Source organism: Zobellia russellii, from assembly GCF_044597075.1.
Classification (GTDB): domain Bacteria; phylum Bacteroidota; class Bacteroidia; order Flavobacteriales; family Flavobacteriaceae; genus Zobellia; species Zobellia russellii.
Genome location: NZ_CP139000.1, coordinates 239478 through 259148 on the forward strand (window position 1 = coordinate 239478; position 19671 = coordinate 259148).

The following is a 19671-nucleotide window of genomic DNA, read 5'->3' on the forward strand; positions in this document are numbered from 1 at the left end:
GAACAATTATAGCGCTAAATTACCCCATTCAAAGACGATAATCAATTACTTTACTAAAACATAAGGTATCTTAAAACAAAGAATGACCAACATACAGAGAATATTACCCGCCTTGTTGCTTTGCTTAAGCGTTAATTTTGTAATCGCTCAAAAGCAGCAACAAAGTAGTCAAGACTCCATTGTCAAGAATTTAAAAATTTCTGCTTTTCCCGTAGCATTTTATACACCGGAAACCGCTTTTGGGTTTGGAGGAATAGGTATTGCCAATTTTTGGCTCAGAAACGAACAGAGAGAAACGAGGCCTTCATCCATACAGTTGGGCTTAAGCTATACTACCAAGAGTCAATTTTTACTATATATGCCTTTTGAGTTTTATAAGGATAATGAGAAATGGCGTTTTTTGGGTGAATTGGGTTTTTATAAGTACTTCTATAATTTTTATGGAGTTGGAATTGATAGTAAGGAGGAGGACGAAGAAGTCTACGAGGTTACTTTTCCTAGGGCTCGCTTGGCTTTGATGCGTGAGGTACTTCCCAGTTTTTCTATAGGATTGGGTTATGAGTTTGATAGCTTTAGTAGTCTGAAAATTAAAGAGGATGGAATTTTAGAAGCCTCGGACGTTCCAGGAAAGAAAGACGGTACAATATCAAACATTGGTATACAGGCGTTTTACGATACACGGGATAACATCTTTTTTCCAACCAAAGGATTTTATATTCAGGGAAGCATTTATACTTCTAGTAAAATTTTGGGTTCTAGCTTTAAGTATTCCAAATTTCAATTGGATAATCGCTTTTATCAGAAGGTGGGAAAAAAACAGGTAGTTGCTGCCAATGTTTTTTTAGGGGGAAGTAGTAAGAGCACTCCTTTTTACGATTTGTTTTATTTGGGATCCCCGCGTACCCGAGGTATCAACAACAGAAGATTTCAGGATAATTCGGAATTGAGTATGGCTTTGGAATATAGATTTCCAATTGCCGGAAGATTTGGTGGAGCGGTCTTTGGTTCTACTGGAACGGTAGCGCCCTCGTTTGACAATCTATTTTCATCGGCCTATAAAAATGCGGCAGGAGTAGGGCTTCGGTACATTATCAATAAGAGAGATGGTGTGCGTATACGCGCAGATTATGGTATGTCTAGCGAAGGAGGTAATTTCTATTTTACGATAAAAGAAGCATTCTAGGAACGGGGTTTAAAGGTTGGTCCAATTATCTAAATCCAAGGTCCAATCATAATCTTTATACTTTAAATCAATATTTTTTGTAGTTGGAATAATATTAAATTCCTTTAAAATATCCTTCACCCCACTTTTACAACCAAAATCTCCCCTAAACCAACTGAATAGGGAGGTCATAGCTACTTCTCCGGTTTTTTGGTTATAAGAAGAGGTCTTTGTTAAATGTGCGGCGGTACTTTGGTTGAGCTGTTCGTTTAGCTTGTCCGGATTGTATATCGCAACTGGCGGACAGTCTTTTGCTCCACAATTTAGTGCAAAATGAACTCTGTAGTCCCTTTGGTCTACCCTTAGTTTCCGTTCAAATTTATTCGGGAACCATTTACGTATAAGGCCCAGTCCCAAGTTCCACTGCGATTTTCTAATAATACCGTGCTCTATTTTCTCAAAAGAAACCAGCCGGCCCGCTATGGGTATTTGTTCTGAACTGAAAAAAGTTCTTCGGTCCTCATATTTTTCCGGGTAGTTGGATAGAATAACTTGAATATAGGCATTGTAAATATTGACCCAAAAGGCTATTTTTTTTTCATCCGTGTTTAGACCTTCTTCCAGATTTTCTAAAGTGGTATTGTAAAGTTGGGTTTGTATGTCATTAGTCTCCTGGTTATTACGTACCCTAGTTAAAAAGGTTTCCGAGAGTATATTCAGGTCTAAAATTTTGCTATTGTCCATTTGACCATAAATGGGGGCAATGAGCAAAATAAAGAATAATAAAATAACAGGACTTTTATATTGGATATCGTTCATGGGTTCTTGTTTAGAATTGTACTATTGTTACCTACGTAATATTGGAAACAAAGGTTTGGTTGCTAATTATAGCGAAACCTTTCTTTTAAAGTTACGTAGATATGGTTTGTAAGAGCAATTTTATTGATTAACAAATTAGCTCTTGAAAAAACTTATACAACGCTATGATATCCATTGTTATACCTGCTCACAACGAAAGGCAGAATTTGTCACATCTACTACCTTCACTTGAATTAAATTCTAACGGGGTTGTTTTTGAGGTTATTGTGGTGCTTTCTTGTGATAGCATGGATGGCTCGGAGAACTTGGAGGTCTCTTCACATATTTCATTTGTTAGATGTAAAGACAGGGGTAGGGCGGTACAAATGAATACAGGTGCTGCTTTGGCAAAGGGGACTATTTTGGCGTTTTTGCATGCAGATGTAAGACCCCCCAAAACATTTTTATGTGATATAGAAAATGCATTGAGAGGAAAATATGAGGCTGGATTTTTTTCGTACCAGTTTGATAAAAAGAGTTTTTTGTTGAATATAAACGCTTCATTTACCGGTAAGGATGGCATCTTTACGGGTGGAGGAGATCAATGCCTATTTATAGAACGCTCTACTTTTGATCTGCTCGGCAAATTTAATGAGCGGCAGATTTTGATGGAGGATTTTGAATTTTTTAAACGAATGAAAAAAAATCATATTCCGTACACCATCGTAAACAGTGATTTAATTGTTTCTGCTAGAAAATATGAAAGTAACTCCTACCTGCGCGTAAACCTAACAAATCTATTACTTGTAATTCTCTTTAGAATGGGGCTTCCTTCCAATAGGCTAAAATTTGTCCACAATTCACTTCTTAATAGGGACTATCAACATAAGACATGATAATTATTTGCGTATATAGCACAATCCTATGAATAAAAAGAGCTTTGCCGTTAATGGCAAAGCTCTTTTAGCTCAGAGTTATAATCTATTATGAAGATGCTACTGCTCCTAATGTATAGAGCTGCTCTAAATTAGGTGATTCACTACCACCTGCTGGCTCAAGTGTAATACCAAAAGCTTCGGTCTGGTTTGGATTGTCCAAAGTAAAAATCTTGTTTTCGTCTTCGGTGAAATCCTCTAGAAGTCCCATGCTGGTAGGCGTTAAAGGGTCTAGTTTTAGAGACCATACTTGGTACACCATACCGTCCGGAGGTTCCGGTAAACCTTGCGCATCTATATACACTTTGTCTTCCTTCTGGTTCCAATACGCCTTGGCATAGGAGGTAGGAGAAACTTCTTGACCGCCCAAAGGTGTAAGGATAATGTCTTTATCCCTAAGTTTAGTTAACAACTCATTGGTACTGGCCAATGATCCCCGTGCCTCAAAAATTTGCTGCTCCAGAATTTGGTTCTGTTGTTCAACAATATTAATATCTGATTTAAGTTGTGTATTTTCATTGTAGAACCACGCCACACCAACACCCAATAAAATGGCAGCGGCCCAACCTGTATAACTGCTCCAATTGGATTTTTCCTTAGGAAACTGAACTACTTTAGTGTCTTTTCTTTCACCAATACGTACCTTAACATCATCAAAACCTTTTCTTTTGGCCAATTTTGGAGCAACGGTTTTGGTCAACTCCAAAATAGATGCTTCTATAGCCAATATCTCTTCTCGTATTTCAGTATACTCACGAGCATATTGAAACACCTCCATATTTTGTTCTTCCGTGAGCGCTCCCGCCACGTAAAGTTCCAAAATTCCCGATGCTATATATTTGTCTACTTCCATTCTAATGTAACATTTTTCCGTAATTGGGAAATACAGCTTCTATTTCGTGTTTTTACGGTGCCTAAGGGAATATCCAGCTCTTTTGATGCTTCTGTTTGGGTGTAACCCTTAAAATAAAGCATTTCAATAATCTCCAGACATTTTTCCTTAAGGTTCAAAACCAATTTTTTAAGCGCGGAAGTGTCTATCTCTTCTTTGTCTTCTTCAGGACTATCCGCTCTGTTCAAAATACCTACGAAGTAATCTGCCGATAGGTTTTTTTTCTGGTCTTTATAGGATTTTGAGCGCACTTTATCGATGGCAGCATTTCGGGCAATATTCAAAATCCATGTAAAAAAACGTCCTTTTGAAGCATTGTAGCTGTCCGAATTGTTCCAAACCTTGGCAAAAACATCCTGACAGATTTCCTCTGATAAGCCCCTATCCTTTACAATAGTGTATATTACGCCACATATATTTTCCCAATACATATCGTAAAGCTTTTCAAAAGCCAGAATATCCTTTTTTTGGAAGCGAACGACCAAAGTGTCTAAATCCATAATTTATAGTAAATGAGTTAAAGATAGAAAAAACCGCTGGTAACAGCGGTTTTTGGTGTTAAAGTCTACTAATACGATTATTTGGTAATGCCGGCACAACCAATTCTAGAACCTGCATCTCCACTGGGTTGAGAAGTAAAATCGTCTTGACCTTTATGTACAATTACCGAACGCCCTATGATATTTTTAGTTTTATCATCACAACCTATACACCACTTATCGGTAGAGAACTCTACGGTAGCATTTCCGTCTGCATCGGCTGTAAAATTACCTATGTCACCTTTATGGAATCCTTTGTCCGCGCCCCATTTTCCATGTGGTTCGTCAGTAGGGTTCCAATGACCACCAGCAGATTTACCGTCATCGGATGAACAATCTGCGTTTTCATGTAAATGTATGGCGTGCGAACCTTTTTCCAAACCGGAAAATTTAGCTGTCATTTCAACTTCATCGCCATTTTGAACAAAGGTAATTTCACCGTTCATGTTACTATTGCTTTTAGAAGTCATCATGACGGTTAGTGTATTGTCCATGTCCCCTGTTTGCATTTCAGATGCACTATTCTCCATTGGCTCTGCACCTTTGTTCATGCCATCTGTAGATGTGTCTGCTGCATTCTTTTTGGTCTCTTTGCAATTAATCATAGTCAATGCAAGCATTGCTATAACCCCTAGTTTTATATTTTTCATTGTCTTGATGTTTTGTGATTAAGTTGAAATGTAATAAGAAATTAGGGTGCTTTCAACCTTACTAATCGTATGCGGCACGATTCTTTTTTATTGCGTTAAAAAATAGAGGGTATAAAAAATCCCCTTACCAAATAAGTACTGGTAAGAGGATAATTTTATGAGATACTAAAGGAAACTCAGGTACTTCCTTTTTATTTCTTAGTTCTTTTGAAGCAATACTTCTGCATGAACGGCTACTTCGCTCCATGTTTTGCTAACTCCATCCTTACCCGTATGTAATGCTTCACAGGCTTTGTTGATGGAAGCAACGGCATCTAGGGCATCCCACTCTTCTAGATTCATAACACCGTCAAAAACTAGAGAGGTATCCGAAACGGCTTTATGAGTCAAAGGAATAGTTGCAGTGTTACCGTTAAGTGTAACATCAATAAAATAATTGTTATCTTCTGAAACATTGAATACACCAGAAATAAGTTCAGTGTTCTCCATTACTCCAAAAAAGAATTCCAGAATTTTTGGGTCACGCGTGCCTGTAGCGTCGTTGGTAAACAAACTGCTTACGGGAATGCTAAATTCCGTACCATCCAAAGCAGCTATAGGAGAATCACCTTCGCCTGCTTTTGTAATATTTATTTTAGTGAACTTGCCGCCAACCGGTAATTTTTCAGTGGTCTTATAGGCCGTAAAGCTAACCTTAGTAGAGTCCTGTACCAGGCTATAAGTTTCTGTCGCAGCTTGTGCTTCGGTACTTTGCTCTTGTTCTTTTTTAGCTTCTTTACAGCTAAAAGCGCCAACTAACAGTAGTCCAAGGACTATCAATTTAATTTTTTTCATGTTCACTGTGAATTTTTAGGTTTGGCATCAAAGTTAATCATTCTTACAGCGAAACCAAGGTAGGATCAAGACGATTTTAACACATAAAACTGAATGGGTGCGTAGTTTTTAAAGAAGATATTTCTTGCCTCATTCTATAAGTGTGGTTACAACCTGTGTTTTGCTATGTAAGGTCTTGTGAACGGGGCACTTATCCGCAATTTGAAGAATACGTAATTTCTGTTTTTCGTCTAGATCGGCAGTAAGTTTTATTTCCCTCGTAAAAGTGTCAATTTTTGCGGCATCTGATTCACAATCTTTACAATCTGCGGCGTGACTACGACTATAGGAAGTATGCACTTCTATATTGTCTATTTTCCACCCTTTTCTTTTGGCGTACATCTGAACGGTCATTGCCGTACAAGCCGAAAGACCGGCAGAAACCAACTCGTAAGGAGAAGGTCCAAAATCGTTTCCGCCTACATCAACAGGTTCATCGGCCAGCATAAAATGGTTGCCTACTTTCATTTGAGTGGAAAAATCATCATCAAAATCTAAACTGGCCACTACTTGATGCTTTGTTTTTGGTTCTTCAGCGCGCTCTGTATCTATCTCTAGATATCGTTTGGCCCATCCGGAAATGACCTCACCGGCATATAGCGAGTCTTTTTTGTTAGATAGCAAATGGTCCGCGCCATCTAAGGAAACAAAACTTTTGGGATGGTGGGCGGCTACATATATTTCTTCGGCATTTTTTATTTCTACTGTGCTGTCTTGGGGCGAATGTAGAATAAGCAGAGGTTTACGGAGTTTGCTCAATGTTTGTGGTAGCGACTTATGCTGCAAGTCGTCCAAGAACTGTTTTTTAATGGTAAAGTCTCTACCACTAAGATTAATAACCGCTTTTCCCGTTTCCTCAATTTCCGGAATTCCACTTTGCAGTAGGTGCTCTATATGAACGGGATTAGACGGTGCTCCTATGGTTGCTAGGGCGTTAACGGAACTTATCTTATCGGCAGCAAATATAACAGCGGCTCCTCCTAATGAATGGCCTACCAAAAGGGTAGGGGCTTTGTAATTATCTTTTAGATAGGACGCGGCGGCAACAAGGTCTTCAACATTACCGGAAAAATTAGTGTCGGCAAAGTCTCCTTCACTTTCTCCCAAACCAGTAAAATCAAAACGTAAAACCCCAAATCCGTTTGCGGTAAGCGCCTTACTTATATTACGTACGGCAGCTAAATTTTTGGTACAGGTGAAACAATGCGCAAAAATGGCAAAATTATGCGGATGCCTGTTGGCGGGCAATTCTAACCTGCCTATTAGGCTCTGCCCGTCTTTGTTCTGAAAAGTAACCTTCTGAAGTTTCATTTACACTTATTTTCATAAAATGACACCTTGGTTTTACTATAAACTGCCGCTGTCATTTTTATTGAATATACCTCTTAGGTCGGGATTATAGAAAACACCTATCTGCAATCTATCAAAATTTGCCGAAGGGAAGTGGTTTTTAAGATAACCTGCCTGTATACTAAGGTTGTGCGTTACATTTACGCCAAGGGCCGCGTACAAGCGGTTTTGCCCAAACACTTCATCTTGGAGATTCAAGAAAATCTCATCATAAAAATTAAGGAAAAAAGTATTGGTCAGGGGCAGGGTAACCTGCAATCTATATCTAGCTCTGTGCTGGGTATCCGTAGTTTCCCCAAAATCCAAAAAACGTTGTTCAAGCCTATAACGGTGCTCAAATAGAAAATCGCCAACCTTGTTTTTTAGGATAAGTTGCTCAAAAATACGGTGTTCCTTGGAATTGGTCTCATCGGGGAATTCCTCAAAAGTGCCATCGGTAGTAATATACCCGTAACCCATAGTGGCTATGGCATTTGGGTTAATATGGTAGTTTAGTCCTGTACGCAATAAAAGCTGATTGAAGTTTTTTGCCTGTTCGTAATACCGTAGTTGGCCTTCCGTATGAATACTGAATTTTTCAGATATTTTATTCGTGCCAAAATACATATGCCAACTACCTAGGCTGTTCTCCCCAGTTTCTTGGGCATTGCTAAAAATTGAACATAGAAATGTGAGACTTAGTAAAATTCGCTTCATTAAAAATCGGGGATTTGGTTTTCCTTTGAAAACATGTTGAGTTTTTGGTAAAGTCATAAATATACCAAAAACTTTGAGTTTCAATTCTTAAAGGGGTGTTAAGGAGAAGGTGTACGTAAGGAAAAAATAAAACGTGATACGTTTAAAATGACATTAATGTAGTTTGGTTTACCTTGTTACCGGGGTGTTGTAGCTGCCATGTATAAATAAAACATCCTGCTTTCAAAATGATTACTACATACCGAAAGCAGGATTAGGAACAAAAAATAAACTATAAATTAATATTCAAGTAAACAGAGACCCTATTTCGGAGTTCTACTTTATCGCTATTTAAATTCTGGCTAATAGGTAGCATTCTTGTCAGTCCCAAAGCGTATCTATTGTAACTGGCTTCCACACTTAATTTTCCTAAGAACACATCACCTTTGGTATCCGCCACATCAAATCCCAGTTCTTTATTAGTACCATATATTTCTTCGGCCACACCAATAATTGGGGTTACAGCGAAATCCGAGATATAATAGGTTTTGAATGCGTTGATTCCCAAATTTAATTGATTTCCGAATTGGTAGTCTTTGGGGTTTTTGGTCTTAATGGTGTAATTGGCCATAGTGCTTATACCCCAATTTCTATAGGTGAAGCCATAATTCATGGCCAGTACATAATCCCAACTACCATTGCCCAGTTGAAAACTTGGGTTAACACTCCCCTCATTATTATCTTTGTCATATTTGCCGGTAGGCATTTTAATACCTCCTCCTAATTGAAGATAGTGTTCCGGTTTAATGGAAACGATAGTGTCCGGAGTGGATTTTAGTAAATTATAGTACCCTAGAACACTCATATCTCCAATACCGTTAATGTTCTGTTCCGTATTATTCGGAAGAACCCTGTTGTGGAATTGATAGGGCACAATAACATTTAGGATGGCTCTCTTGGTAATGGGTACATTGGCCCAAGCTTGTACGGTGTTGAAGTTTTCTGTAATCCAAGGAGAATCAGCAAAAATACCATCTCTAGACCGGTATTCTTGCCCAATATAGCGTATGCCTATAAAGTTATTGTTAAGTCCGGTGCCATACCCCATACTTCCTCCGCTACTGCCGCAACCGCAGGTGTCACAAAAATCAAAATATTCACCATCATAATGTATGTGTGTAGCACAATTGTTTGGAGTTGGGTCTATGTTTGTAATTTTATCATTACTGTAAGAAATGGCCGTAAAAAAGCCAACACATAGGCAAGTTAAAAACCGGTACCAGGTTTTAGTATTCTGAAAATCGTTCATTGTTTATATAAGTTTCATCGGTTAGTGTGTTTAAAAAAGCCACCAACACATTTTTTTCGTTTTTGGTAAGGGCTATGCCCAAAATACCGTCTTGTTTTAGAATAGGATCTAGAGTAGGAGAATCCGTAACCGCCCCGCTGTAAAAATCCAGTACCGCCTCTAAAGTACCAAATCTACCATCGTGCATGTATGGAGCGGTAAGGGCCACATTTCTTAAACTGGGCACTTTAAATTTGTAGCGATCTGTGGCATCTCCGCTAACTTCTTCACGGCCTATATCATTAAATGAAGGGTTTGGAGGCAGACCATTGTTTCTAAAAGCATCATCGCTAAAAAGATCAGTAGCGTGGCAGGATGCACATTTATTTTGAAAAACGGATAGTCCTTCCAATTCTTCCGCGGTAAAAGTCCCGCCTTCTTCTTGGCGTACGTATGCATCATATTTAGAATTTGAGGACACCATCATAACCATAAACTGGGCAAGGGCTTTAAGGAAATTTTCGTTATTTACTTCCCCATCTTCAAATGCGGAGGCAAACAAACGGTTGTATTCATCATCACTTTTAATTTTGTTTATGACATTGCTTACCGTTTCACCCATTTCTACTTCATTGGTAATGGGTATGATAGGAAACAAGTCCAAATGATTTGTGGCTCCGTCCCAAGCAAATTCTTTCATAAAAGCGGCATTCTGTATGGCAGGAGTGTTTCTAACGCCTTCCAAATCATCTATACCATGACTAAATTGATGACCATGATGCGTAAAAGCGGTTCTTTGTTCGTGACAAAAACCACATGATATAAACCCATTGCTGGATAGGCGGCCATCATAAAAAAGCTTCTTTCCAAGCTCAAAGCCTATTTTGGTAGGCGGATTGGCCTCCAAGTTATAAGTTGCCTCAGGAAAATTAGAAGGTACGGAGAACTCCAATGGTTCATTAATAGCTTGGTACTCATCTTCATCATAGGAAGTGCTACAAGAATATAAAACCAGCGATAGTAATGCTGTATATAGGATTGTTTTAAGCATTTTAATCTAATTAAGGCAACCGGCTATACAAAAACCGGTTGCCAATTATTGTTGCTGTAATAGCAGTACCTTTTTAGTGACCGTTACCGTTATGAATATGGTCTACTACAAAAATTTCAGAGGTGTTAACGGCAATCTGAGGAGATTTTTCAGCATCAACCATGATAACTTGCTTTTCAGTAAGTTCAATACTGTTGGTGCCACCTACCAATATTTTGGAGGCGTCAATTTTTAGGTGAATGTTAGAATCTATTCCATCTCCAACAACTACATTTTCCGGTAGTGCAAGGGTAACTTCTTTGTAGTTATCCAGACTTGACCCATGACTTCCCATATGAATTTTAAACTCTGTGGCTTCGGTTATAGTCTCGGAGGTAAACGTCCCTTCAAAGTTCAAGAATTTGTAGCCGGCTTGCCAAGACCACATCATATTGTTTTCTTCGGCTAGCGTTAAGAAATCACCTTGTCCTTCAGCACCTTGTAAATATTTTTCCTGATCAACGCCAACTCCAAATTTCACGGTAGTGTATTCGCCGGCAGGAATGTCTACAAGGGCAATTAGATCTTCTTCGGTTTCTTGATTGATAATAAAATAACTATCGTCTTTAGCGTAGATATACTCTTCCCCGTCTTTATTAATAAAACTAATGTTGCTTATAATGTAGCTAAAACGGTTTACGGTAATTACTTCGCCGTTGGCATTAGCTGCATTGGCAGTTCCTAAGACAAGGTCGTTGCCGTTATAGCCATTGTCAAATTTTAAAGATATTTCACCACTTCCGGTTAGGGTTTCCTCGTTTACGTCATCATTGTCTGAACAAGAGGTTAGAACTAGTGCGAATATGGCAGAAAGGGCTAATAATGATTTTTTCATTGGTAAATATATTATGTTGAATGGTTTGTCTAATGCAGTCTATTTTTTTCTGCATCAGGAACCGAATTCAATAGATTTTTTTGAATTATGTTTATGAAACGGATGCTCCAATTCCAAAAAGGTGAAGCATATTGAATATGTGCGCTTATCCCTGTTTATTTTTAAACATGGATAAAAGCAATTCTGTAGAAATGGATTAAGCCAACTCGGGTGGTTGGGCTATATCGGAAGTTAAGAGAAGGGAAATTAAATTGGATTCAGTTTTATAGTTCCCTTGTGGTGTGTAAAAGGTATCAACACCAAAATCTATTTGTAGGAGAGATTGAAAGAAAACAACGGTCTGTATCTCTACTTTTGACTGTTTTTCCCCAAAAGGGTTTTTACTATTTTCTTCGGATTCTTTGGCGAGCTGCTTGGCAAGATAACATTTACCGTCACAGTTAAGCATTGGTTTGTCTTTGTTCTCGCAGAGTACGTTTACAATATAATCGTAGTTGGCAATATACTCGGCCACTGGCCAAAGGGGTTTGACCATCATTACAAAAGTTACGAAAAGTACTACGTACTGCTTCATGGGGCAAAAATAGTTCCTTTTTTCAATTGATGACAGGATAAGGGCAAAAAGATGGTATTCTTAACAGAAAGTACCTCTTATTTTTTTTCGAAGATGCCAAATAGCTCGTTACCGCTCCTTGGCGGTATAGAATTATGGCATTTTGAAAAAGTTTTTGTTTTGAAAAACGGACTCAAATATTTTAAATACAATTCTTTATTACCTCCAAAGGGTCGTTTTTCCATGTTACCCGTCAATGGAATATCAAACCAAACCCCTACTAATTTTCCCAAAGGTTTTAAAAGACTGGCCATTTGTTGGGCATAGCGTGTGCGGTTGTCATCTGTAGGAACAAAGGAGCAGAAAAAGGTTTGTTCCAAAATAAGGTCGTACTGTCCTTTGTGGAGAAAGAAGTTTTCAAGAAGTAAATTGTTCTTTGGAAATTTAGGGTTTCGCTCTTCAAATTTCTTCAAGGGAATGTCGGAAATGTCCATTACATATACATTCTTAAATCCTTGCTCCCAAAGATATTCGGCTTCATAGGCGTTTCCGGCACCAGGTATTAAAATTGATAGGTCTTTATCCGCTAATTGATCAACGTATGTTTTTATAGGGGTGGAAGGGTAGCCTATATCCCATCCCGTGTTGTTTTCTTTATAGCGTTGTGTCCAATAAGTACGCAGCTCGTTCATCGTATTTTTTGCCATGAAATTAATCCGAAATTTCTAATGACTATAAAATTAAGGTCAAAGTGTATTAATTTTATCCCAAAATTGTATTTCTGACACTTCCTTTTGGGCGATTAGAAAGCTAATCCTTACATTTAAAACTTGTTTCTAAACTAACCCAACATATTCAAGTATATCATTTATGAAAAAAACAGTATCCATTTTGGTCCTGATGGTAGGACTGATTCTAGCCGGTTGTGGTGACGGTAATCAAAAAAGAGAAGGTAAACCTAAAGTTTTGGTCTTTTCCAAAACATCTGGTTGGAAACATAAATCCATTCCGGCCGGTATAGCTGCTATTCAGAAATTGGGAGGTGAACAAGGTTTTGAAGTGGACACCACAAAAAATTCCGAACTTTTTAACGAGGATAATTTAAAGCAATATTCCGCAATTATCTTTTTAAGCACTACGCTAAATGTTTTGGATGCCAAGCAAGAGGCCGCTTTTGAACGCTACATTCAAGCAGGTGGTGGTTTCGTTGGCGTGCACGCAGCAGCCGATACGGAATACGATTGGGGCTGGTACACCAAACTGGTGGGAGCACAGTTCCGCAGTCATCCTAAAGGCACACCGGAAGCCGATTTTATTGTTACGGACAAAAACTTTGGGGCAACGGAGTTTTTTACGGATTCCGTTTGGCACAGAAGTGATGAAATCTATAACTATAACAAACTAAACCCAGATGTTCATGTGGTCATGACCGTAGATGAGTCTACCTACGAAGGAGGAACAAATGGAGATAATCATCCATTTGCATGGTACCATGAATATGATGGTGGTAGAGCTTTTTACACCGGAGCGGGACATACGGACGAAACCTTTTCCGAAGAACTGTTCTTAAAACATTTACTTGGAGGTATCAACTATGCCATTGGTGAAAATAAAGTTTTGGATTACTCCAAGGCTACTACGCAGATACCACCGGATGTGGACCGTTTTACTAAAAAACAGTTGAGTGTAGGTGAATTTTTTGAGCCTACAGAAATGGCTGTATTACCTAATAATGATGTGTTAATCGCACAGCGTCGTGGTCAGATTGCTTTATATAGCGATGCTACCCAGGAGCTAAAGGAAATAGCCTCTTTAGACGTGTATTTTAAAACTTTGAATACCCCTGGTGTTAATGCAGAAGAAGGTTTAATGGGACTCCAGAAAGACCCTGATTTTGCTACGAACAATTGGATATACCTTTACTATGCACCCACCGGAGATGAATGGGTAAACCGTTTATCTCGCTTTAAGTATAAAGATGGGGTGTTGGATATGGATTCTGAGCAGGTGATATTAGATGTAGCCTCACAACGTGAAATTTGCTGTCATACCGGAGGGTCAATTGCATTTGGGCCGGACAAATTGTTGTATCTCTCAACGGGTGACAACTCCACTCCGTTTAACGAAAAAGGAGTAAAATACGTTAACAATGGGTATGCACCGTTAAACGATATTCCCGGTCATGAGCAATATGATGCGCGTAGGTCTTCTGGGAATACCAATGACCTTAGGGGAAAAATTATCAGAATAAAAATAAATGAAGACGGCAGCTATGATATTCCTGAGGGCAACTTGTTCGCGGAGGGAACGGAAAAAACGCGTCCGGAAATTTATACCATGGGACACAGAAACCCGTACCGTATTTCAGTAGACCAAAAGAATAGTACTTTGTATTGGGGTGAAGTAGGACCGGATGCTCGTAAAGACGAGTTTGAAACCCGTGGCCCTAAAGGTTATGATGAAATGAACAGAGCTACGGAAGCCGGTAATTTTGGTTGGCCCTTATTTATAGGAAACAACAAACCGTATGTAGACTATGATTATGAAAACGGGGAGAGCGGTATCACATTTGACCCAGAAAAGCCTATAAACGATTCTAAGAACAATACGGGGCTTCGTGAGCTTCCTCCTGCAAAATCCGCTTACATCTACTATCCGTACGATGAAACCAAAGAATTTCCTGAAGTGGGTACCGGTGGTAGAAATGCCATGGCAGGACCAACCTATTATTCGGATTTATATCCAAACGGAGGTAGTCTTCCCGATTATTTTAACGGAAAGACCATTATTTACGAATGGATGCGAGGATGGATGAAAGCCGTAAGTTTCTTTGAAGACGGTACATTAAATAAAATGGAACCGTTTGCTTCGGATATTAAGGTGAATAACTTGATTGATATGGAAATGGGACCTAACGGAAGAATCTATTTACTAGAATACGGAAGTGGTTGGTTTACCCAAAATGAAGATTCTGGTTTGAGTTATATTGAATATAATGGAGGAAACCGACCACCAATTATAGATAATATGATCGTAGATCATACTTCCGGTAAATTACCACTTACGGTTAACGCTAAAGTAGCGGCAAGAGATCGTGAAGATGATGCTATTTCCTATATATGGAACTTAGGTAACGGAGAAACGAAAGAAACTTCCGAACCGGAAATCAGCCATACATTTAGTACTCCGGGCGAATACAATATTTCTGTAGAAGTAAAGGATGCCCAAGGCGATGCCGTTAAAAGTAAGGTAGTTACTATTGTTGCGGGTAATTCCAGACCAGAGGTAGCTATTAACCTTGGAGATGGCAGTACCACTTTTGAAAAAGGGGTTCCCGTAAGCTATGAAGTAAAAGCTACGGATGCCGATGGGGATGCAATTGACCCTAAGAACATTTATGTATCGGTAGATTATTTAGAGAGCTTTGATGAACAAAGTATGTCTTTGGGTCATCAAGAGGTTTCCGCTGCTGTTACTGGAAAGGCTCTTACACAAGGTATGGATTGTAAGACCTGTCATAAAGAGTCCGGTCCTTCAATTGGTCCAAACTACACAGATGTAGCTAATAAGTATAGTAAGGACAAAAGAGCAAAGTCTTACCTTCAGAAGAAAATCGTTTCTGGTGGTGGCGGAGTTTGGGGAGAAGTGGTAATGCCTGCACACCCAAACATTACGCAAGACGAAACAAGACAAGTGGTAGAATACATTATGTCTTTAGCGGATACTTCGGCCAAGGTTAAATCGCTTCCTGCATCGGGTAGTATTGTACCTAAACCTACAAAAGATGATAAGGTTATGGTAATAACCGCATCCTACACGGATAAAGGTCAAGAAGGAACTATACCACTTACCGGTATGAAAACCGTTGTATTAAGAGCAAAGGAAACGGATTCATCCAAATAGTACGTTTTAAAAAGTAAAAAGGGGCCACATGTACATATGGCCCCTTTTTTTATGGTGTTTTGTGTATTACTTTACTTCTTTATGGTCTAGGTAATAATTGCGGTCTACAGTCAATGTAGAAAGCTTGCCCTTTAACTGTTGGGTTTGCCATTCGTTGGTTGGTGTAAGCGTAGTGGCCTTGCCATTGATCAAAACGTTGAGTGGCGTATGGAAACCATCAACTGTGTTGGTATATCTGTATTCTAGTTGGTTGCCCTTAATTTTATATTCAAAAACAGGAATCATGGTAGTACGTAAATACTGATCAAATACTTTGGACAAGTCTATTCCCGATTTTTTTGAAACATAGTCTTCAATTTGCTTAGTGGTTACGGTCTGGTGATAAAACTCGCTGTTTAAACCCCGTAGAATTTGTCGCCATTTTTCATCGTCACCAATCAATTGCCGTATGGTATGCAGCATATTGGCGCCTTTGTAGTACATGTCTCCCGAACCTTCTGTATTTACATCATATGGGCCAATAATAGGCTTGTCATTTTTTATAAGGGCACGGGTACCAACCACATAGTCAGAAGAAGCTTCTTTGCCTAGGTAAAAGTCTAAAAACAGATTTTCGGAATAGGCCGTAAAACTCTCATGAATCCACATATCCGCAATATCCTTGTAGGTAATATTGTTAGCGAACCATTCGTGACCAGCCTCGTGAATGATTATAAAATCGAATTTCATCCCCAAACCTGTTCCGGACAAATCTCGACCTAAATAACCCTTTTTATATTGATTACCGTAGGTAACGGAACTTTGGTGCTCCATTCCTAAATACGGAACTTCTACCAGCTTAAAACTGTCTTCATAGAAGGGGTAGGGGCCAAACCAATGCTCAAAGGCCTTCATCATTTTTGGAGCATCTTTAAAATGTTCTTTGGCCTTATCTAGGTTATCGCGAAGCACATAATAATCCATGTCCAACGTACCTTTCTCCCCATCATATTTTTCGCCAAAATGAACATAATCGCCAATGTTGACATTTACACCGTAATTATTAATAGGGTTTGAAACGAACCAATGGTAGGTATTTGTATCCTTGTCTACTTTTCTTAGCCTACCGTTAGAAACATCCATGAGTCCTTTTGGAGCTTTTACACTTATGAGCATACTATCTACCTCGTCATACATATGATCTTTGTTGGGCCACCATACACTTGCACCCAATCCTTGGTTAGAGGTGGCTACAAAGTCTTTTCCGTTGCTATCTTTTCTCCAAGAAAAACCACCGTCCCACGGGGCATTTACGGCTTCTTTTGGATGCCCAGAGTAGTATACTTTTATTTGGTTGAAATCGCCCTTTTTTTGCTTTTTCTTCAGTTGAACAAAATGGGCATTACCGTTAGAAACAACTTCAAGCTTTTTTCCGTCTTGAGTTACCTTTTCTATAGTTAATGGAGGTTGAAGGTCTACCTGCAATACTTGGTTTTTCTTCAACACTTTATAGCGGATGGTATTGCTTCCGGAAATAAACTTCTTATCCGGGTCTACGGCAACATCAAGATGGTAGTAGTTAAGGTCCCACCATTCCCGTTCAGGGGTAATGCTTCCTCTTAAGGTATCCTGTTCCGTAAATTCCTGACCAATAGCTGCCGATGTTATTCCCATCAGCATTAATGCTAGCATTTTTTTCTTCATAAAATCTTAAATCTTTTGAACAAGTTTCAAGATAGAGTTTTAAATTTTTTTGATGCCTCTTATTTATGTAGAATTTATTAGAAAATGCAAGGTCTCTATATCTCGCATTGGCCATAATTAATTTTAAATGGAAATAAGTTATCGGTTTATGGGAAAAGTAAAGCCCAGTGCCATTGCTCCTGAGACTTGTTCCAAAGAAGGGTAGGTGTAATTGGTGAATTCAAGTTCAAAATCGTGCTTTTTACCTATTGCGAGGCCTATACTAAAAGGAACATGAAATTGTACACCATTAGCTTTTATATGGGTTGCTGGGGTGTAAGTCTCAAAAGAACCTATAGACGTTCCAAGACCAAGTTCAAAGTAGGGAGCAACATAGGGTATGGGCGCAACTATACGGGCCTTGCCACCAATCATAAAGGCTTTGGCCGTAACCTTGTATTGTAGGAGGTTGGCGTCCGTAACGGTTTCGTTTGGAGAGGTAAAAATAACTCCGGCATAAGGTCTTATACCAAACCACTTGCGTATACCAATTACATATTCTCCTTGAGTGTAAAATCCAGAACCAGTTATGTTGTACTCATCTAGAGGCAAAGTAATGCCATAACCAATAGATGCCTTTATAAATCGTCCTTTATTGGGTTGGGCCTGAACAAAATGAATTGAACATAGGGTAAAGAGTAAGCAGAAAACAAACGACCTTAATGTAGCGGACATAACTATATATTTTAAGGGCGAATGTAATTTTTCCTACAAATATGTAATTTTAAAATCGATGAAATACTGCAATTAACGAACAATGGAAAAACGGATTTGGAAAGTAAATCTGGCACACGAATTTCTTATAATGATGATGTAATTTGTGTTGTAATTGGCTGAATAAATCCGCTAATTAGATATTGCTTTGTCTTTTTTTGAGTACCACTTTTTTATGCAATACACACTTAGTAAAACTGCAAATTCGCTTCAGGCAACCGCTTCATCCAATAGTCTCATACGACAAGGCTATTGCCGGTAGTGAAGGTGTTTAATTTTATAGTTGTGTTTTCATTTAATTTGAAAATGCCGTGAAGTACATTATACTTCACGGCGTAATTATTACTTTTCCAGTAGTAGTGATTTATTATAGTAAATAACTTCAGATGTTATTTTACCCTCTTCGTCAAAGTTATCATTAAGATGAATGGGTAAGTCTATTTCTTTCTTGTCCGATTTTCTGATAAGGTGAAAATCCCACCAAGATAAAACGGACCTTCCGTTGTCCATTTCGTATTCCAAATAGTCGGGATAGCCAATCATTTCAATGCTTTTAATTTCAAAATCGTCAAGAAATTTTTGCCGGATAGTTTTTACTTGATCTCGTGTTCCAGGAGTATTAAAATCGTCATTTATGTTATAAAAATAAGCGTCTTCGGAATAGTAATTTATAGCCTTGTCCAAATCTGAGTTTTCGAATGCATAGACAGCTTTTCTTACGGTATTGATATTGTCATGATGGTTGTAAATCGTACCGTTGGTACGGTCAGCAAAACTTGCTCTCAACTCATCAAAAATGCTTTCGTTTAGGTATTCGATCGTCATTTTAATTTTATTGTCCTTGGTAACTAAAACAAGACGATGCGTTGGCGAAGAAAATTTTACACCCGTAGTTTTATGGATGCCTTTTAATAAGTCCCATGTTTGAACCCAGACCTCATTTTCCTTATTATCCTCTTTGTACTCAATGGCATCGGGGTATGAACCAGGAAAATCAGAAACTGAAAAATAATCTAGCTCATCAAACCAACGGTACGAGTTTTTTACGAATTTAGCTTTTCCAGTGCCTTCGGGATTAGGGTCTTGGGAAAGACCGTTGTATGCCTTAAAATCTTCGGTTAGCATACTAGCTAACTTAGTAGAGTCTCCTTTTACAAATGCCTGAGTAAAACTAGCAACTACATCAATGGCCGGGTGGTCCTTATAAACTGTTCCGTTTTTCTTTTGGGCAAATGTGATGAGCGATGTCATCATAACGAGCGTAAAAATTGTTTTTCTCATTGTACTTGGTTTAAATTATTAGATTGGTTAAGCTTTTTGGAGTTTTTTTTTTTGAAACATTAAATATTTAATTATTACACTATCAGGTAATTATGGTATTCTGAAAATTACTTATATCGTACTTTTCGGGGGGTATCAATGTTAGGCTAAGGACCGGAGGGATAAATACTAATCGCAATTTTGGTGTTGCCTACTTATATGGTAACAGAGAAGGGCATAGGTGTCCCTTTTTTTATCTCTAAACAGCAGTGTCAACAATCCGATTATTATTTTAAAGAAATCGATAATTCTAAGAAGGAACTGTCCTTTGTGGACGAATAGGGTTTTAAACTGTCCGAACCCCAGGATTTACTTATCAAAGCATTGGTGGAAGAAGCGGTAAGGAACTAATTTTACGCTTGGTGCATGGGG

General features: G+C 38.6%; 18 protein-coding genes. 3 read left to right on the forward strand and 15 right to left on the reverse strand.

From position 1 onward, the window contains the following. The first annotated feature begins 82 nt into the window (after positions 1-82). On the forward strand, positions 83-1183 hold the full coding sequence (locus SJY45_RS00945; protein ID WP_400072953.1) for a BamA/TamA family outer membrane protein: 1101 nt from the start codon (positions 83-85) through the stop codon (positions 1181-1183). 9 nt (positions 1184-1192) lie between these two features. On the opposite strand, the gene SJY45_RS00950 is transcribed toward SJY45_RS00945, so the two are convergent. After that, positions 1193-1981 carry a DUF547 domain-containing protein gene (locus tag SJY45_RS00950; RefSeq protein ID WP_400072954.1) on the reverse strand — a complete coding sequence of 263 codons (789 nt, stop codon included), beginning with the start codon at positions 1979-1981 and terminating at the stop codon, positions 1193-1195. Between the two features lie 164 nt (positions 1982-2145). Between SJY45_RS00950 and SJY45_RS00955 the strand changes: the two genes are divergently transcribed. Continuing rightward, positions 2146-2856: a TIGR04283 family arsenosugar biosynthesis glycosyltransferase gene (locus SJY45_RS00955; RefSeq protein ID WP_400072955.1), complete on the forward strand. Its 711-nt coding sequence runs from the start codon at positions 2146-2148 to the stop codon at positions 2854-2856. Positions 2857-2944: 88 nt separating this feature from the next. Here SJY45_RS00955 and SJY45_RS00960 read toward each other — a convergent pair whose 3' ends face one another. From SJY45_RS00960 to SJY45_RS01010, 11 genes are all read right to left on the reverse strand, one after another. Then, on the reverse strand, positions 2945-3748 hold the full coding sequence (locus SJY45_RS00960) for an anti-sigma factor (RefSeq protein ID WP_289063524.1): 804 nt from the start codon (positions 3746-3748) through the stop codon (positions 2945-2947). Beyond that, positions 3739-4287: an RNA polymerase sigma factor gene (locus SJY45_RS00965; RefSeq protein ID WP_400072956.1), complete on the reverse strand. Its 549-nt coding sequence runs from the start codon at positions 4285-4287 to the stop codon at positions 3739-3741. Before SJY45_RS00965 ends, SJY45_RS00960 begins: the two co-directional genes overlap by 10 nt. A gap of 77 nt (positions 4288-4364) precedes the next feature. Continuing rightward, positions 4365-4976, reverse strand: a complete 612-nt coding sequence (locus SJY45_RS00970) for a superoxide dismutase family protein (protein ID WP_400072957.1) — start codon at positions 4974-4976, stop codon at positions 4365-4367. A gap of 198 nt (positions 4977-5174) precedes the next feature. Continuing rightward, on the reverse strand, positions 5175-5810 hold the full coding sequence (locus tag SJY45_RS00975) for a hypothetical protein (protein WP_215914674.1): 636 nt from the start codon (positions 5808-5810) through the stop codon (positions 5175-5177). A gap of 129 nt (positions 5811-5939) precedes the next feature. After that, positions 5940-7160 carry an alpha/beta fold hydrolase gene (locus SJY45_RS00980; protein WP_400072958.1) on the reverse strand — a complete coding sequence of 407 codons (1221 nt, stop codon included), beginning with the start codon at positions 7158-7160 and terminating at the stop codon, positions 5940-5942. Positions 7161-7196: 36 nt separating this feature from the next. Beyond that, positions 7197-7895 carry a DUF2490 domain-containing protein gene (locus SJY45_RS00985; RefSeq protein ID WP_400072959.1) on the reverse strand — a complete coding sequence of 233 codons (699 nt, stop codon included), beginning with the start codon at positions 7893-7895 and terminating at the stop codon, positions 7197-7199. Between the two features lie 271 nt (positions 7896-8166). Further along, positions 8167-9183, reverse strand: coding sequence for a transporter (locus SJY45_RS00990; RefSeq protein ID WP_400072960.1), 1017 nt, complete (start codon positions 9181-9183; stop codon positions 8167-8169). Then, entirely contained in the window at positions 9161-10213 is a 1053-nt protein-coding gene (locus SJY45_RS00995; RefSeq protein ID WP_400072961.1) for a cytochrome-c peroxidase, read from the reverse strand. Before SJY45_RS00995 ends, SJY45_RS00990 begins: the two co-directional genes overlap by 23 nt. Before the next feature lie 73 nt (positions 10214-10286). Continuing rightward, the gene (locus tag SJY45_RS01000; protein WP_400072962.1) at positions 10287-11087 is read right to left on the reverse strand and encodes an MbnP family protein; all 801 of its coding nucleotides are present in this window, start codon (positions 11085-11087) and stop codon (positions 10287-10289) included. Between the two features lie 196 nt (positions 11088-11283). Beyond that, positions 11284-11661 (reverse strand): hypothetical protein, encoded by a 378-nt coding sequence (locus SJY45_RS01005; RefSeq protein ID WP_289040385.1) that lies wholly within the window; start codon positions 11659-11661, stop codon positions 11284-11286. 77 nt (positions 11662-11738) lie between these two features. Further along, positions 11739-12347 (reverse strand): methyltransferase domain-containing protein, encoded by a 609-nt coding sequence (locus tag SJY45_RS01010; protein ID WP_400072963.1) that lies wholly within the window; start codon positions 12345-12347, stop codon positions 11739-11741. 163 nt (positions 12348-12510) lie between these two features. On the opposite strand from SJY45_RS01010, the gene SJY45_RS01015 reads away from it, so the two are divergent. Further along, entirely contained in the window at positions 12511-15543 is a 3033-nt protein-coding gene (locus SJY45_RS01015; RefSeq protein ID WP_400072964.1) for a ThuA domain-containing protein, read from the forward strand. A 66-nt stretch (positions 15544-15609) separates the two neighbouring features. Here the strand turns inward: SJY45_RS01015 and SJY45_RS01020 are convergent, their stop codons facing one another. The 3 genes from SJY45_RS01020 to SJY45_RS01030 form a co-directional block, all read right to left on the reverse strand. Next, entirely contained in the window at positions 15610-17226 is a 1617-nt protein-coding gene (locus SJY45_RS01020; RefSeq protein WP_400072965.1) for a M1 family metallopeptidase, read from the reverse strand. A gap of 138 nt (positions 17227-17364) precedes the next feature. After that, positions 17365-17940, reverse strand: a complete 576-nt coding sequence (locus SJY45_RS01025; RefSeq protein ID WP_400072966.1) for a hypothetical protein — start codon at positions 17938-17940, stop codon at positions 17365-17367. Between the two features lie 381 nt (positions 17941-18321). Then, complete coding sequence (locus SJY45_RS01030; protein WP_400072967.1) at positions 18322-19260, reverse strand: nuclear transport factor 2 family protein; 939 nt, start codon at positions 19258-19260, stop codon at positions 18322-18324. Positions 19261-19671: the final 411 nt, after the last annotated feature.

Coding starts and splice junctions, on each gene's coding strand:
- SJY45_RS00990 (WP_400072960.1), bottom strand. CDS start 9,183: ATGAACGATTTTCAGAATACTAAAACCTGGTACCGGTTTTTAACTTGC.
- SJY45_RS00945 (WP_400072953.1), top strand. CDS start 83: ATGACCAACATACAGAGAATATTACCCGCCTTGTTGCTTTGCTTAAGC.
- SJY45_RS01010 (WP_400072963.1), bottom strand. CDS start 12,347: ATGGCAAAAAATACGATGAACGAGCTGCGTACTTATTGGACACAACGC.
- SJY45_RS01025 (WP_400072966.1), bottom strand. CDS start 17,940: ATGTCCGCTACATTAAGGTCGTTTGTTTTCTGCTTACTCTTTACCCTA.
- SJY45_RS00965 (WP_400072956.1), bottom strand. CDS start 4,287: ATGGATTTAGACACTTTGGTCGTTCGCTTCCAAAAAAAGGATATTCTG.
- SJY45_RS00960 (WP_289063524.1), bottom strand. CDS start 3,748: ATGGAAGTAGACAAATATATAGCATCGGGAATTTTGGAACTTTACGTG.
- SJY45_RS00950 (WP_400072954.1), bottom strand. CDS start 1,981: ATGAACGATATCCAATATAAAAGTCCTGTTATTTTATTATTCTTTATT.
- SJY45_RS00955 (WP_400072955.1), top strand. CDS start 2,146: ATGATATCCATTGTTATACCTGCTCACAACGAAAGGCAGAATTTGTCA.
- SJY45_RS01000 (WP_400072962.1), bottom strand. CDS start 11,087: ATGAAAAAATCATTATTAGCCCTTTCTGCCATATTCGCACTAGTTCTA.
- SJY45_RS00970 (WP_400072957.1), bottom strand. CDS start 4,976: ATGAAAAATATAAAACTAGGGGTTATAGCAATGCTTGCATTGACTATG.
- SJY45_RS01005 (WP_289040385.1), bottom strand. CDS start 11,661: ATGAAGCAGTACGTAGTACTTTTCGTAACTTTTGTAATGATGGTCAAA.
- SJY45_RS01020 (WP_400072965.1), bottom strand. CDS start 17,226: ATGAAGAAAAAAATGCTAGCATTAATGCTGATGGGAATAACATCGGCA.
- SJY45_RS01015 (WP_400072964.1), top strand. CDS start 12,511: ATGAAAAAAACAGTATCCATTTTGGTCCTGATGGTAGGACTGATTCTA.
- SJY45_RS01030 (WP_400072967.1), bottom strand. CDS start 19,260: ATGAGAAAAACAATTTTTACGCTCGTTATGATGACATCGCTCATCACA.
- SJY45_RS00980 (WP_400072958.1), bottom strand. CDS start 7,160: ATGAAACTTCAGAAGGTTACTTTTCAGAACAAAGACGGGCAGAGCCTA.
- SJY45_RS00995 (WP_400072961.1), bottom strand. CDS start 10,213: ATGCTTAAAACAATCCTATATACAGCATTACTATCGCTGGTTTTATAT.
- SJY45_RS00985 (WP_400072959.1), bottom strand. CDS start 7,895: ATGAAGCGAATTTTACTAAGTCTCACATTTCTATGTTCAATTTTTAGC.
- SJY45_RS00975 (WP_215914674.1), bottom strand. CDS start 5,810: ATGAAAAAAATTAAATTGATAGTCCTTGGACTACTGTTAGTTGGCGCT.